Source organism: Aeromonas fluvialis, from assembly GCF_000819885.1.
Classification (GTDB): Bacteria; Pseudomonadota; Gammaproteobacteria; order Enterobacterales; family Aeromonadaceae; genus Aeromonas; species Aeromonas fluvialis.
The window spans coordinates 1-15,193 of the sequence record NZ_CDBO01000059.1 but is presented as its reverse complement, the minus strand read 5'-3'; the positions used below and the strand labels follow the sequence as shown (position 1 = coordinate 15,193).

At 52.6% G+C, this 15,193-nt stretch carries 12 protein-coding genes, 2 tRNA genes and 1 pseudogene; 7 read left to right on the top strand and 8 right to left on the bottom strand.

Annotated features, from left to right (window positions below; translation table 11 throughout):
- Positions 1–14: 14 nt before the first annotated feature.
- Positions 15–297: pseudogene (locus BN1125_RS19765) on the top strand (murein L,D-transpeptidase catalytic domain-containing protein); the annotation flags it as partial.
- A gap of 108 nt (positions 298–405) precedes the next feature.
- On the opposite strand, the gene BN1125_RS12940 reads toward BN1125_RS19765, so the two are convergent.
- Entirely contained in the window at positions 406–837 is a 432-nt protein-coding gene (locus tag BN1125_RS12940) for a universal stress protein (RefSeq protein ID WP_042012725.1), read from the bottom strand.
- A gap of 189 nt (positions 838–1,026) precedes the next feature.
- Between BN1125_RS12940 and BN1125_RS12935 the strand changes: the two genes are divergently transcribed.
- The gene (locus tag BN1125_RS12935; protein ID WP_042012724.1) at positions 1,027–1,779 is read left to right on the top strand and encodes a substrate-binding periplasmic protein; all 753 of its coding nucleotides are present in this window, start codon (positions 1,027–1,029) and stop codon (positions 1,777–1,779) included.
- A 14-nt stretch (positions 1,780–1,793) separates the two neighbouring features.
- Here the strand turns inward: BN1125_RS12935 and BN1125_RS12930 are convergent, their stop codons facing one another.
- Positions 1,794–2,246 (bottom strand): RNA methyltransferase, encoded by a 453-nt coding sequence (locus BN1125_RS12930; RefSeq protein ID WP_042012722.1) that lies wholly within the window; start codon positions 2,244–2,246, stop codon positions 1,794–1,796.
- 203 nt (positions 2,247–2,449) lie between these two features.
- On the opposite strand from BN1125_RS12930, the gene BN1125_RS12925 reads away from it, so the two are divergent.
- Together BN1125_RS12925 and BN1125_RS12920 are read left to right on the top strand one after the other, a co-directional pair.
- Positions 2,450–3,541 carry a PfkB family carbohydrate kinase gene (locus BN1125_RS12925; RefSeq protein ID WP_042012721.1) on the top strand — a complete coding sequence of 364 codons (1,092 nt, stop codon included), beginning with the start codon at positions 2,450–2,452 and terminating at the stop codon, positions 3,539–3,541.
- Complete coding sequence (locus tag BN1125_RS12920; RefSeq protein ID WP_042012720.1) at positions 3,535–4,443, top strand: pseudouridine-5'-phosphate glycosidase; 909 nt, start codon at positions 3,535–3,537, stop codon at positions 4,441–4,443. The genes BN1125_RS12925 and BN1125_RS12920 overlap by 7 nt, the downstream gene beginning before the upstream one ends.
- Before the next feature lie 327 nt (positions 4,444–4,770).
- Here BN1125_RS12920 and BN1125_RS12915 read toward each other — a convergent pair whose 3' ends face one another.
- The 3 genes from BN1125_RS12915 to BN1125_RS12905 form a co-directional block, all read right to left on the bottom strand.
- Positions 4,771–6,045: an alpha/beta hydrolase gene (locus BN1125_RS12915; RefSeq protein WP_042012719.1), complete on the bottom strand. Its 1,275-nt coding sequence runs from the start codon at positions 6,043–6,045 to the stop codon at positions 4,771–4,773.
- Positions 6,046–6,470: 425 nt separating this feature from the next.
- A tRNA-Asn gene (locus BN1125_RS12910) sits at positions 6,471–6,546 on the bottom strand.
- Between the two features lie 4 nt (positions 6,547–6,550).
- Positions 6,551–6,626 (bottom strand) — tRNA-Phe (locus tag BN1125_RS12905).
- Positions 6,627–7,349: 723 nt separating this feature from the next.
- Between BN1125_RS12905 and BN1125_RS12900 the strand changes: the two genes are divergently transcribed.
- From BN1125_RS12900 to BN1125_RS12890, 3 genes are all read left to right on the top strand, one after another.
- Positions 7,350–8,507 (top strand): tyrosine-type recombinase/integrase, encoded by a 1,158-nt coding sequence (locus BN1125_RS12900; protein ID WP_167562320.1) that lies wholly within the window; start codon positions 7,350–7,352, stop codon positions 8,505–8,507.
- 44 nt (positions 8,508–8,551) lie between these two features.
- The gene (locus tag BN1125_RS12895) at positions 8,552–10,852 is read left to right on the top strand and encodes a DUF927 domain-containing protein (protein ID WP_167562319.1); all 2,301 of its coding nucleotides are present in this window, start codon (positions 8,552–8,554) and stop codon (positions 10,850–10,852) included.
- Positions 10,853–11,179: 327 nt separating this feature from the next.
- Positions 11,180–12,403, top strand: coding sequence for a PDDEXK-like family protein (locus BN1125_RS12890; RefSeq protein ID WP_042012715.1), 1,224 nt, complete (start codon positions 11,180–11,182; stop codon positions 12,401–12,403).
- Between the two features lie 299 nt (positions 12,404–12,702).
- Here BN1125_RS12890 and BN1125_RS12885 read toward each other — a convergent pair whose 3' ends face one another.
- From BN1125_RS12885 to BN1125_RS12870, 3 genes are all read right to left on the bottom strand, one after another.
- The gene (locus BN1125_RS12885; RefSeq protein ID WP_042012714.1) at positions 12,703–13,002 is read right to left on the bottom strand and encodes a cyclic-phosphate processing receiver domain-containing protein; all 300 of its coding nucleotides are present in this window, start codon (positions 13,000–13,002) and stop codon (positions 12,703–12,705) included.
- The gene (locus BN1125_RS12880; RefSeq protein WP_052446169.1) at positions 12,999–13,784 is read right to left on the bottom strand and encodes an SIR2 family NAD-dependent protein deacylase; all 786 of its coding nucleotides are present in this window, start codon (positions 13,782–13,784) and stop codon (positions 12,999–13,001) included. The genes BN1125_RS12885 and BN1125_RS12880 overlap by 4 nt, the downstream gene beginning before the upstream one ends.
- A gap of 1,000 nt (positions 13,785–14,784) precedes the next feature.
- Positions 14,785–14,964, bottom strand: a complete 180-nt coding sequence (locus BN1125_RS12870; protein WP_029304370.1) for a hypothetical protein — start codon at positions 14,962–14,964, stop codon at positions 14,785–14,787.
- Between the last annotated feature and the right edge of the window lie 229 nt (positions 14,965–15,193).

The following is a 15,193-nucleotide window of genomic DNA, read 5'->3' as shown; positions in this document are numbered from 1 at the left end:
GGAGATATTCACGGATGAGTCAAGCCCGCGGGCACATAGCGTGGCAATGCGGGTGGCTGTTGCCACTGCTGTTGATATCGCTAATCTGGAACAGCACTGCAGGGATCAGAACTTTATCGTCAGCTGGGTCTGGCAGGCAAGCTGGATAAACAGACCTTTTATCAGGCACTCAACAGTTATCAAAACGAGCGCCACAAACGCAAAGCCATTCTCACCATCTTCGATTACAGCAAGCCATCCACCCAGCGCAGGCTGGTTGTCATCGACATGAAACGTCACAAGCTGCTTGATCACACCTGAGTCAGCCATCATCTACGCCCACGGCTAGCGGTCACAACACCTGAAAACGCAAGGCCAGCAATCGCTGGCCTTGTTTGTTACGCTTGTCACACTAAACATGGTGCGTTATTGGCGCACCACCAGTACCGGACAGGGTGCATGACGCACCACAGACTCGGCGACACTGCCTACCAGCAGATGGCTGATCCCGGAGCGACCGTGGCTGCCCATCACGATCAGCTCAACCTCATCTTCCTTGGCCTGAATGACAATTTCATCCGCAGCCCGGCCAAAGCGAATATCAAAGGTGGCCGGGATCGGCAAGCTGGCAACCAGCTCTTTGAGCTGGGTTCTGGCCTGACGCTCCATCTCGTGGGTGATCTCGATGGCCGTCATATGCAGGATCTTGTAACTGTCAAAACCGTGCAGTTGATCAACCACGTGGATCAGCTTGAGCTGGGCCTCATGGCTCTGCGCCATGAATACGGCATAGTCGAGTACCGCGCGAGACATTTGGGAAAAATCGACAGGACAAAGCAGCGTTTTGATCGATGGCATAATGCAGTCTCCTCTCCTGATTGGGGCACTATTGAATCTTTCTTGATCATAACAACCCGACCCAAAATAACCCTCGACCACGTCGCAAAATGGAGATACGAGATTTTTTCTACGCTCTCTCACGATCAATGCCATGGTATAAAGCAGGGTATTAATTTTTCATCCGTCCCAACGAGGCCAGCGCTGACCATGCTACGCATCTGTCTGTTGCTCTGTTGCCTGTGCACTGCGGTTAATTGCCGGGCAGAGTCTATTGACGTCTATTGCGATGATTGGCCCGGCTTTTGCCAAAAAGATGGCAAAGGCATTTATCTCGATCTGGTTCGCGCCATCTACCAACCCCACGGTTATCAGGTAACCCCACATATCGTGCCCTATAAACGTGCTCTCGCTGTGATTGCCAAAAATGGAGGCGATATAGCGATGGGGGTATATCGCGATGAAGTCACCGGTGTACGACAACCTCGCTATCCCGCATCAGCCGATGATTTGACTGTATTCATGCTCAAAAAATGGCAGCTTCAGTGGCAGGGGGAAAAAAGCCTGGAAGGGCAAAAGGTGATATGGCGGCGAGGCTGGGCATTCGACAAGTACATTGACGTCACCATGAAGTGGCATGAGATTGACAGCGATGAGATGGCCTTTCTACTGCTCGATAAAGAGCGCTATCGCTATTACCTGACTGCCGGCGTCCTCTTTGTGCATGATTCTCCCCCTCCCGACCTGCATCGGGTCTTCCTGCGCTGGATCCCGACCTATCCGATCTTTGCCGATACCCAGCAAGGCAACCGGATGTTGCAGCTCTGGGATAAAGGCATGGTTGAGTTGATCCGCAGCGGCGCTCTGGCAGAAATCTATAAGCACTATCAGCTCTATGACTACCATCAGGGTTTTATCAAAGAGCTGGAACAGAAAGTAGCTGCCAGCCCTGCAGCTGGATGATAGCGTTGCGCTAATTACGCTCCCCTCATTGCCTTGGCCAAGCGGTCATAGAGGATCACATTGACCGAGGCGGCCAGATTCATGCAACCCTGTGTCGGTACATAGACCACATCTTTCACCGCGCCATAGAGGGCGGGATCGAGCGTGCCATCCTCCGGCCCGAAGATATAAAAAGCGCGTTCAGGATGGACATAGTCGGGAAGCGGCGTAGCACCATCGATCAGATCGACCACCACGGGCACACACCCCTGCGGGATAAACGCCATCAGGTCATCCACCCCGAGCAGCGGGATCTTCTCCACCATCTGCTTGGTATCGGTGGCAAAGCGACGCGCCAGCTCGAAGCGGTTACCGGTGTAGTAGACCTCATCCACCCCGTAACAACCCGCAGCCCGCATCACGGAGCCGACATTTTCCGGGGACTTGGGATTGACCAGCCCCACGCAGCAGAATTCACTCTTATCCATCATCTCTCCTCATCTTGCGGCGGCCATTATAAGCCGCTGCAGGGCTACCGACCCGTTAAAAGTCCCCTCCCCGGCTAAACCGCTTGCCAACCTGTCTTCGATGTCGATTTTTTGTGCGCAAGCCGACAAGTTTTGGATAACCCGATAGTCAAAAAGCGACTATCAGAAATAATAGACAAACGTTTGTAAATGGATGTTTGTCTATGACTGAGCGTGAACAAGAGATCCTCGCCCTGCTGCGTCAGGATCCCATGATTGCCCAGCAGGAGCTGGCCGATCGCCTCGGCATCAGCCGCTCCGCGCTGGCCAGCCACATCTCCAGCCTGATCCGGCAGGGATATGTGCAAGGCAGAGGTTATGTACTGCGAGAGGGCCCCTACGTAGTGGTGATCGGCGGTGCCAATATGGATATTTGCGGCACCAGCCATGACAACCTGCTGCTTGGCGACTCCAACCCGGGCAAGGTACGCACCTCGGCGGGCGGCGTTGGCCGCAATATCGCCGAGAATCTGGCGCGGCTCGGCAGCGATACCCGGCTGCTAACCGCGGTCGGCAACGACCAGTATGGCCACCATCTATTGGAGGTGAGCCAGCGGGCCGGCGTCGATGTGCGCCAGACTCTGGTGCTCGATGGCCACACCACCTCCTGCTATCTCAGCCTGCATGATGGCAGCGGCGAAATGAGCTGCGCCATCAATGACATGGCCATCATAGAGCAGCTCACCCCTGCCCGCCTGACCCTCCTCGGCGGCTTTCTCGGCGGTGCCAGGCTCTGGCTGATCGACACCAATCTGGCTATCCACACCCTTGACTGGCTGTTCGAGCGGCAGGGAGATCACGTCATCTTTGTCGATACCGTTTCGGTGGCCAAGGTGGAGAAGATCCGCCCCTGGCTTGGCAAGATCCACACCCTCAAACCCAATCGCAGCGAAGCCGAGCAGCTGTGCGGCATGACCATCGCCGGGCCCGAAACCTGGCCCATGGTGGCCGCCTGGTTCCACCGCGCCGGGGTCAAACGACTGTTCCTCAGTCTGGGTGAACAGGGGATCTTCTACAGCGATGGCGAGCAACAGGGCCACCTGCCGGTGCTGGGCAGTCCGGTACTCAACGTCACCGGCGGCGGGGATGCCTTTATGGCTGGCCTCGCCCACGCCTGGCTGCAAGAGCTCGACATTGCCCAAACCACCCGCTTTGCCCTGGGCTGCGCCGCCCTCACCGTCAATTGTTCCGATACCGTTTTTTCCGGTCTCTGCAAGACCGCCGTTGACCGCATACTGGAGGAGTACTCATGCTGAACGCTTACCTCGATATCCAACCGGAAGTGGCTGCCGCACTGGCCGCCGGCAAACCGGTGGTCGCCCTCGAATCCACCATCATCTCCCACGGCATGCCCTATCCGCAGAACGTGGAGACGGCCCGTCAGGTGGAGCAGGTGGTGCGCGATAACGGCGCCATTCCGGCCACCATCGCCATTCTCGATGGCCGCCTCAAGGTGGGTCTGGATGCCGGTGCGCTGGAAGCGCTGGGCCGGGCTGGCCACGACGTGACCAAGTGCAGCCGCCGCGACATTCCGTTCGTACTGGCGCGCAAGGGGATGGGGGCCACCACGGTCGCCTCCACCATGATCATCGCCGCCATGGCGGGGATCCGGGTCTTTGCCACCGGCGGTATCGGCGGGGTACATCGCGGTGCGCAGGAGACCTTCGATATCTCCGCCGATCTGCAGGAGCTGGCGCAAACGCCGGTAGCCGTAGTCTGTGCCGGTGCCAAGTCGATCCTCGATATCGGGCTGACCCTGGAGTATCTGGAGACCCAGGGCGTGCCGGTGATCGGCTATCAAACCGAAGAGCTGCCAGCCTTCTACACCCGCGAGAGCGGCTTCAAGGTCGATTATCGCCTCGATACCCCGGCAGCCATCGCCGAGGCACTTCGCCTCAAGTGGGAGCTGGGACTGGCGGGCGGCGCCGTGGTGGCCAACCCCATCCCGACCGCACACGCTATGCCTAAAGCCGATATCGACGCAGCCATTGCCCGGGCGCTCCATGAAGCGGACGAGCAGGGGATCAAGGGCAAGGCGTCTACCCCCTTCCTGCTGGCTCGTGTCTGTGAGCTGACTGGCGGCAACTCGCTGGCAGCCAACATCCAGCTGGTACTGAACAACGCGGCCCTCGGCGCCCGCATCGCCGCCAGCCTCTGATCGCTCGCCGATACCTCTCCATGTAAAAGAGGGCCTCGCGGCCCTCTTGTTGTTTTTGCTATCTGCAGCGCTATTGCAACGCTGTGCTATTGCAGTACCACGCGCCCATTGAACGGTCCTATCTGCACGGTATGATCGTTTGCCCGCAAAGTATATGGCGAGGGATCGGCAAAAACCGTGAAAGGGAGAGGGGTAATTCATCGCTGGCAAGCCACTCATCGTCAGGCAGGCGCGGGGCAAGGTTCAGGGGATCGCGCTTTCATAACAACCATCCATAAAAACCCTCGCGGGAATCCAGGCTCCCGCGAGGGCTGCCAGTAACGGCAATTAACGGTCGCGATTCAACGCGATCAGGCGATCAAAAATCCCTTCACCATCGGCACGCAAACCGTTGTGCTCATACTCGTTAGTGATCCAGGCACGGCTGTTACCCAAGCCCCGCAGGGTCTCGCGACTGTAGTCAAACTCCACATACATATCCTCGGCATAGACGGCGCAGGCTACCGGCACCTTGTTACGGGCCAGCTGGGCCGGGTCATAGAGCGCCCCCCAATCCGCCTTGTTGGCCAGCAGATGGGCCGCCTCTTTCAGGGGCAGCAACTCACGGAACTGCTCGAACATCCAGGGGTAAACCATCTCGCCAGTGAAGGCGAAATCCTTGCCGGGGGCCCAGTTCACCGCCGAGAACTCGCTCCTCACCCGCTCGGCCGCCCAGCGAGTCGCCTCCCCCTCGGCGTAGATAGCCTCGTGCAAGATGGCAAACAGCGGGTTGGTGTTGAATGGCTGCATGCTCTGCACCTGGTAGAGGAACGCCGGGCTCAGCTTGTCGCCGATAAAGGCCTCTTCCAGCAGATAGTAGAGCTCCTCGAAGGCCCCCCTGGCGCCGAGATCCAGCCCTTGCTGCTGGAACTGCTCCACCGTCAGGCGCTGGCCGTTGGGCAGTCGCACATCGTGCTGGTGCAGATGGCTGGCCAGCCGGTTGGCAATCCCCTGAGCGTGGGGGAAGCGGGCGAAGAAGGCGCGGTTCTTGTCAGCCACCCGTTGATAGGTGGCGCGGTAAACTTCCTCGGCACTGCGTCCAATCGGCGCGATACCGCCGGTGATATAGACCTCCCGCAGGCTATCGGGGAAGAGCGAGAGATAGGTCAGGCAGCAAAAACCGCCAAAGCTTTGCCCCAGCAGGCTCCAACGATGCTTGGGGCAGAGCTCCTGCCGGATGAACTCGGCATCTTGCACTATGCTGTCGGCGCGAAAATGGCCGAGATACTCCGCCTGCTCGGCCGGGGTCATTTTGGCAAGAATATGCCCGTGGATGGGGCTCGACATCCCGGTGCCACGCTGATCCAGCAGCAGCACTCTGAACTCCTGCAACGCCCGCTTGAGCCAACCACTGTTGGCCGTCGGGCGCGGCGCCCCGAATCCCGGCCCACCTTGCAGAAACAGCAGCCAGGGCAGCTTCTCATCGAGCGTGTCTTTACGGCAGAGGGTGCGGGCAAACAGGGTAATGCTGTCACCATCCGGCTCATCATGATCGAGGGGAACAGTAAAAAAGTGCGGCTCGCAATGAATGCCGTCCAGTACATAGCTCAAGGGGCTGTTCATCTGGGATCTCTCCGTCAGGATGGGAACATCATTAACCCATCATAGCCCCGCCCTGCCTTGGGGTCACTCCGGTTTTCCAAAATGTTAACAATGGCTTAAAGGTCGAAACATCACCAGACAAGCCGCTCTTCAACGGTGCTGAATTAATTGTTTTGCGGGGGAGATTGACGCCATGGTGCCATTCAACAAAGATGGCTCGCCTGCACAGGAGTGCAGCCATTCAGGCCGACAAAATGGATAAGGTAATGTGATGAAACCGAAGTGGATCAGGGCCAGAAAAAGAGAGAAGAAGCCATGCCCTGGCAGCATGTTGCAGACCGGAATGCTGCTGTTCAGTGCCACCTGTGGTGCGACACTCTTTTTAGCAGCGTGCAACAGCAACTAGCAATGAAAAAGCCCGCTCGATTGAGCGGGCTTTTCGAATTTGGCTCCTCCTACTGGACTTGAACCAGTGACATACGGATTAACAGTCCGCCGTTCTACCGACTGAACTAAGGAGGAATTATGGTGCCCAGAGACGGAATCGAACCGCCGACACGGGGATTTTCAATCCCCTGCTCTACCGACTGAGCTATCTGGGCAACGGCGCGCATTAAACCCTTTCTGGACTGGGGTGTCAACCTTGTAGCCCCAGTTTTTGGCCTGTTTTTGCATAGGGTGAACTAAGTGGCGAGATAGTGTGCAAGGAGCCCCTGACTCAACACCCGGATCCGGTTGTCGGCAGGTTCTGCTATCGAGGATTTTTCCCTTTATAGAATTGCCTTTTCGCTCTCTCACACATTCGGTTCCTCCAACAAGTGAGCCCATTTTTTGTCAAAAAACGGATGAACTAACCTGCATGTTTTTTGTGCGCTGAAAAGTTACCAGAAATTGACCAGACAAGGTTTGCTGTGTCGCTGCCTCTGTACCTCCGGTCGTCAGCTCCTCAGCGTCCCTGTGAAGAAGAGAAGTGATGGTGTTTCGGCGGGGGAACTCAAATTTATTGTGACAAAAATCACAAAAACTCAATCTCGATTACACCTCTTTTTGAGCCTCAAATGACGATTTTTGCTTTGTGGGCGTACACAGATCCCCCTGAAGATAAGGAGCATTTGTCGTTAGAAGCACAAAGTCGCTCTCCAGAAGGCGATCTGATGTTCGCCTCCGAATCGCCTTCATATGGCTGCCTTTAGGGTCCTCAACTACAAACAAATTCATTAAATATCAATAATATGGCTGCATTTGGTGCTGTTGTGATTTGAGGGGGGATATGCAAAAACTTTCCAGTCACCGTCATCCCGGCGGTTATGGTTAGAGAGGTAATTGTGAGCAGCGAAGTATCACCGCCAACTGCTAGAAGCAGGCTGGGGTCGTGTGGAGAACACGTCTCCAAACAAAAAGAGGTGAAAGACGAGTACGTCCCTTGGCTCGCATGGGTCACATATACATCTGGTGCCAGGGTCGGCTACTTCAATGTGCACAGAAACAATCAGCGTTATCGGTTTAAGATCGCGAGCACCAGTGAGGCTAGCCTCAAAGTGATACGCGATAAAGCACGTAAACTGATGGCGGAGCTCATCACAGATCCGGATGGATTCAAACAAGCCTATCGCGCTAGTTTATCGGTAGAGCGCTTCATTTATGATGATTACCTACCCGCAGTGCAGGAAACTCATCTTTCTATCAGGACTATTAAGTCCCGTATAAAGCCAATCGTGGCAGCTTTAGGGCACAAGCCACTGAACCGTGTCATTCGTGATGATATCGAGCGCTTTCAAGCGGAGCAAGCTAAAACCAAATCTGTTGCTACGGTGAATCGCTACCTAGCACAGATCAAGGCTATTGCGACCTTCGCAGTGGAGCGCGGCATACTCAAATCGTCTCCCGCAGCAGATATCCCCGCCAAATACGAGCCTGTCCTGCCTCCCAAAGGCTTACCCGATGAGGCAGTCAATAAGCTGGTCGCTCGCTTGATGGAAGACATTGACGAGGAAAAGGCTCGTCTGTTGCTGTTCCTGTTCGCAACGGGCTCCCGGATGGGAGAGGCCAGGGCTCTAAAGCTGCAGGATTGTAATCTCACCACTCAGATCGCTTATCTACCGACGAGTAAGTCTGGTCGAGAAAGGCTTATACCGCTTAATCAGTTCGCCCTTGAATTGGTTCAGCTTCAGCGCCAGCGCCATGGCACGACTGGCCTGCTGTTTCGTGGCCAGGACGGTGTCTCTCAGATTTCCGAACCTCGGCGGTATTGGTACCGGGTCTGCAATGATTGTGGGCTATCAGAGGTACGCATCCACGATGCCCGTCATACCGTCGCTACTTCACTGCTGAACAAGGGCTGTTCGCTTGATGTACTGCAAAAAGTCCTAGGCCATAGCTCGCCGAGGATGACCGAGCGATACGCCCGCTACCACGATAAGACGCTGGTCAAGGCCGTCGACGCACTACACACCGTATGGGACCTCCCCAACCTCACCTGCTAACAAACTTTAGGAGATGGGGGAGGGAGACTCCCCCATTAAGAATTATGAGTCTTTCAAAAACAAATGATAACTGCAAACAGAAACGTTTATGTTCTATTGAAGAGTCCCTAAATGGGTCTACAGGAGACCCCAATAGTGCTGGTCAGGGTGTATCGCCGACAGGTTCGGCATTAGGCCCCATTCAGGAAGCATCCGCGTCAGAATCGGTGCCTGTCTCTGCTATCGCTCCGGTAGTTCAGCCATCAGAGTCAGCTTTATTAGTATCCAGCGAACCCTATTGCAGCCATCAAAACTTAGCGCTGCAAGAACTGGCGCGTATCCATCAGTGGTCTCAAGAAGCGGCCTATCTGGCATCAGAAGAGGGGCTAGCCCTTAATCAGGGAAAGGGTTCTTCTGAGCGTCCCGTCAGGTCGGATGGTACTCATCTGTCGTATACCATTGATGAACTCCAAACATGGATGAAATCCAGTCTGTTGCCCGAGCACTACGTTGTTAGCCCTGACCTGAAAGTGGTGAACCTTGAAGGAAGGAAGCCCGTTGAGCTGTTCGATACGTTAGTCCTTCCGCTCAATTGCGTTCTTGATAATCACAATCAGTTCAAAGGGTTGGTGTTGGTCTGCATTGGCTATGATGGTAAGCCACACGTCTTTACAGTCCTGCTTGATGATGTCCTGCATGACTTGAAAAGGGTCAAGGTCCAGTTGGGTGAGCTACGTGTTGGGTATTATGGTCATGACGATCGGCAGCTTTCTCGGTTTATGAACCACTGTTCAAGGTGTGGCTCAATTGAGCCAATTTATCGCGTTGAGCAGGCTGGATTTATCTCTGGAAAGTTGATCTATGTAACGCATGAGACAGTGCTACAGCGAAACATTGGAACCCCGGAAACTAAGCTGAGCTATCAAATCCGTAAAGCATTGCCGCAGCTGAGAGCACAGGGCACCTTGCTGGAATGGGAAGAGTATGTGGCTGGGCCTGTCCGGCCGCTCCCTAGCATGATGTTTCCGATTTTGGCAATGCTTGGGAATGTATTGTTGGACCTCCTGAAGGAAGGGACGGTTATTGTTCACTTTCATGGCCTCAGCTCAGGCGGCAAGACGACTCGGGGGCAGTTGGCACAGAGTGTCGTGGGACGAGCTACTGATCCAAGCAAAGATGGTGGGTCTGCTATCAGGAAGTGGCATGGCACGACGAATTGGCTGTTTGCTGTGGCAAAAAGTCACCACGGTATGGGGCTAGTACTGGATGAGCTTGGGTCACACAACAGCAAAAATTTCGACGCAACCATCTATGCCCTATCCAATGGGAAAACCAAAGGAAGGTGTGAAACGGGTGGGGATGAGAAGGAGGATCAAGGCTCAGCCATCCTCTGTATTATATCCACAGGTGAACTCAGCACAGATGACTATCTGAGGAAAACGGGTGGCAGTGCCAATTCCGGTGTCTATGTGCGGATGCTCAACATCGAGGTTCACCCCGATGATGCGAAATTGCCCGGCGAAACCCTGGCCCAAGCCAAAGCCCGGATTGACCAACTCAAGGCGGCCTGTGGTCAATACTACGGCACAGCCCTTCCGGCTTTGGCACAAGGGCTGTTGAACTTGCCGGAGGCCACTTCTTATGAGGCTTTGCAAGAGTTAGTTCGCAACCGGGTTCATGAGTGTGCCGAGCGCCTGATGCAGATGGTCAATGGCGCGATGGATTCACCTCTGGTTCGTCGTGGCCTGGATTTCTTCGCTATCACGCTGGCTACCGGCTTGTATGGTATCGAGCTGGGTGTGTTGCCCTATACCGAGAATGAGGTGGAGGCCGCCGTGCTTGAGGGCGCCAATCGCTGGGTTGCGTCCTTGGAGGAGCAACTGGATGACGTCACCCGAGCCGCTACCCAATTCAAGAATACGGTAGCGCTCCAACGACATAAAATTCACCTTGGCAAGCCAGCCGTTGTAACGAGGGAGCTCCTAGGCTTCATAGAAGGCGAACGGTGTTACATCTTTAAGGAGCAGTTCGACAAACTGGTTCCGAGCATGGGTGAAGCTGTTAAAGCATGGTTGTTCGATAACCAGTATCTTGAGAGGTATGCACCAGACCGCTATGTAAGAAAGATCAAGGTAGCGGGTGTGGATAGTGGCGTTTACTCGTTCTATTTGAATCGATTGTTTGGCAGTACTGGTGAGGTCGTCAGTAGCCGTGCCGGAGAGAGTGACAGCCTGAAGGGGTCGCTGCCAAAATGCGAACCATCAAAGCGAATTTTTAGCCGATTCTCAAACAGCAAGGCGGGCAGCATCAGCGCCCCCCCCACATCGGAAACACCGGAGGAGACGACACACATCGAGCAGTTTTAAGAGTAAGGGGGGCCAGTGCGAACTGGCCCCTTTGCTTTTATGGGATCCGGTGGCAAAAGCAGGCAGCAAGGGGAGGAACGTTTTAGCAGGCCGAGAAGGCCAGGATGATCTTGTTGCGGAGGTTTGGAGGGCGGCGCAGCCAAAACGGCTCATTGGGTCGCTAAACCGCGATACAGGTGCCTCGCCGGGGGGGGCCTCAGAATGAACTCAACAACGCAGCCCCAAAATCCCCTGGCTTGATGCTGGTCAGATATTTTATGGCTTGTGCTTGCCCAAATGATGACGTGCGTTATTCTGCCGTGCAGATTCTGTAAAAAGGATAACGAAATGAACGGCATACATCAGAAGGCAGCAGCACTTCTTGAGAACGTTGTTCGCTGGACAGAGGTAACTCGTCGAGCGAAATCACGATATCAGGCTGAGCTAGCACCGGACTTTAGCTTGATGGACTGGTTGAAGAATGACGAGCTAGCACTGTCCCGTTATCTGCGTTTTTTGCTATCCCCCAATGAAAGCCACGGACAGTCAATTTTATTTCTAAAAGGATTCCTCTCCCTTATTGAAAATTTAGGGCATAACAGTCCTATCGCCACGGAAGACTGTTTTCATAAAGCCAGAGTAGATTATGAAGTCATAATTGAAAACGGGAGAAAAATAGACCTCCTATTGACGACACCTAAAGGCATTATTGCTATAGAAAACAAGCCATGGGCAGAGGATCAAGATAACCAGTTAAGAGATTACGCACAATGGCTTAACAAGCTTGGAAAGCCATGGAAGTTAATTTATTTGTGTAATCATGAACCTAGCGAGTCTAGTCTTCCCAGAGACACACCAGACGTACTGAAGCAACACATCCTAACAGTATCTTGGTATAAAGTTGTAGAGTGGCTAAGTGATTGTTTACTGTACGTCCGAGCTGGAACGGTCAGAGTATTCATTGAATCCCTAATCAAGTATGTAAACCAATCAATTAATGGCGAATATATCATGGATAACAGCGACGAACTATCTGAAATTATTAAGAAAGATAGTCACACAATAGAATCTGCATTTGTCATTTATAATCAAATTGAAGTTGTGCGCAAACAATTGTATGGAAATCTAATCAAAGATTTAAATGAGAAGCTAACAAACCATAACTTAAAGATTAAAATTTCTGATACTGATACATCAAGTCGCTGGGCTGGCTTTTACATATCATTAGATTCAAGCGACACGCATCATCTTAGCTGGCAATTTGATCGAGCAAATTTTAATGGTTTGTATTTTGGCATATCAGGGATAAGCGAAAAGGCAGGTCGAACTGAAAAAATATCAGCTGCCATGTCAGCACTTTTCCCGCACATGCAAGGTAAATCAAATAAATACTGGTCATGGTGGAGCTGGGACCTCGACCCACAGGGGAAAAACCGAATCCCTCATAATTGGGGCAATGACGGCTCTGTGTGGGCAAAGCTCAGTGAGCGTGATGAAGACAGTGTTTTTGCTGCACTATATGAAGTCATCATTACCGTTCACGATAAAATGGATATGAAGCTATTTAGTTAATAAAATTAAGCCATAACTAAACTTAACCTAGTGAGTGCGGAAGGGAATAGCAAAAGACCGCCACTATCCTCCTAGCCGAAAGGCATCTAGAAAACAGCAAAGATTTTGTTTTAACTCAGCCAGATTGATATCCAATCTGGCTGAGTGCTTATCGATTTTAGAAGTCTTTTACTTTCAGGGGATGGCTTTTAACTGTTGGAAAATCATTGCAGATATCATTTCTTTACTAAGAGCCAGAGGGCTTTATACATAGTGGCATGACTTACTATATCTGAAGTTTAGTTACAGCTCTGGAGTTGTCATGTTGACTTCCCTAAAAAGCTATTTATGGCCATAATGCCCAGTTCCATTTTTCTTCTTGCGGAGACATTTGCCGAATGAATATGAATTTTGGGAGGAATGAAGTAATTTGTCATTACTTCATTTTCTATCCAGATAATAACATCGTATCCGGTTCCTCTACCATCATCACCGAGGTCATGATCAAGACTAATTTCAGTCACCATCTCTGTTTTTAGCCATGCAATCGCCTCATCAGGCCAGAATACGCGAATCCACCCTGCCGGGGTTTCTCTTTCATCGTCCAAATATAATTTCATGCCATTTTCTCCATGGTTAGTTCCAATACGTGAGCAATACCGCGATTGGCCCCATCAACAATCAGCTCACCGGGAAACGGTAATCTGGATGACAAACCAAGATCGGGATCGATGTAGTAGACACATGCGCCAGGGTTGATGTTTTGTAACAAAGAACTCGCAGGCTCAACAAGCAAACTGGTGCCGACAACTACTACGATATCAGCCTCGCAGAGCCAGCGACGAGCTTGTTGATACTCATAAACATTTTCGCCAAACAGCACGATATCTGGACGCAATTGTGAGCCAGTGGATGGGCAGCGATCACCGATCGCCACATCCTCATGCCAAGGCTGCCGATATTTTTTGCTACGAAAACCTATGGGGACCAAAAACTGGATTGAACCATGCAGATGAAGGACTTCACGGCTACCTGCTCTCTCATGTAAGTCATCAATATTTTGGGTGATGACCCTAACAGTACATTTCTGTTGTAGCAGGGCTATCAGATAATGCGCCTGTGAGGGGGCGGCTTCTAACATGGTTTGACGCCGCTTGTTGTGAAAGGTCAAGAAGCCAGCCAGATCCGTACTCATGCTATTAGCGTGGGAATAGCACCAGTTCTCATGATTACGCCAAATGCCCTCACTTCTAAACGTGGGCACACCGCTTTCCGCTGACAAGCCCGCCCCGGTAAAGAAGAGGATTGTGGGATGGTAGTGCTGGCCCGTTATCGCGGCTTGTGCTCGTTTTTCTCTATGACGGCGCTGATGTCTTCGAGCACGGGAAGCTATTGGTTGCATACGACCACCTTTCGTTATGGCACGACCAGTCCACCCGATTGATTTGTTTCTGAACTAGGGGGGTTGGGGTCACACCTCATTGCTATGTTTCTGCTCACCTCCTTGAGGTAAGAATGAGGGGGAGCGGCAGTTACCAGTTGAGATCAAACAAGCTGCGACTAATGGATGTAATTGCACTAGCAGACCTGGCACTTTGTTTACTGAAGGGTTCGCTATGCATGAAAAACCAGTAGCGATACTCCTGAGCAAAATGATCACATGCCTGCAAGAGTGGCTCTCGGTAATCGCGTCTTATGCGCTCCGTTATGACCTGCTGTTCATCCAGATACAGAGCTTTGAGGCCAAAGCCATGTTGTCGGACACACCAGTCGACAGCACACAATGCGGTTAACTGGTTGTATCGCCTAAACGGTCGGATTGAACTAATCAGATAAAACAGTTCAGCCCCTCTGGCAAAGATACAGGGATAGGCCTCCTCCCTGATTTGGTTTTGCTGCACTCGCATGATGGTCCAGTCCAGGATTTGCACCATACCCTGGGTGGTCATAGAGGGTGTTTGCTCAATGGCACGACTGACGAAACGATGGATTTGCAGGACTTTTCTTGTGGAAATCATGGTTGCTTACTCACACATTATTTAGCGCAAGTACACTCGGGTAAGGAAGGTTTAGAAGCCTTGAAGGGCGGAGGTAATGTCGATGCCGTAGGCAGAAGATGGAGCATCATTTCAGTAGGCTGAGAAGGTCAGGATGATCTTTTTGCGGAGGTTTGGAGGGAGGTGCAGCCAAAACGGCTCATTGGGTCGCTAAACCGCGATACAGGTGTCTCGCCATGCGGGGATTCCCCCGGTATTGCTCACTGGTGTGATCTCAGCCGGTGCTGTCGAACGGTCCAAAAAAAAGTGGCCAGTAGAACTGGCCGCTTTGTCGTTACGAGCGTTTCGTGGCAGATATCGCTCACAGGAGTCAACTAATGACCAACTAACATGTACGTGTTGACGTTATCGATACACTTCATATCCGGCAGGAACGCGGTCTTCATTATCGACTTCCTCTCGGGATTCACCGATCACCCGGTTCACCCGATCCCAGAAAGCCTGGCCATCCGTTTCGGTCAGGCCGTATTCCTGCTTCACCTCGCGCTTTGCGGTGGACTCTTTCATCTGGATCATTTTACTCATGCATCACTCCTTGGATTGCTACTGCTTGATGGTTGACGACAATGCAGAACAGCGGCGACAGGTGGTGTCGCGGCATGTCAGGCGCTGTCGCCAGATGTATAAACTGCGATCTTTGTCACACATGGGTCAGGGCGGAGCATGACTCATTAGGGCCAATAAACGGCGTAAATCATAAACGATTTGCTCATGGATAAATCCGGGTGAGATCACGGTGTAGTGGTCAAGAAAA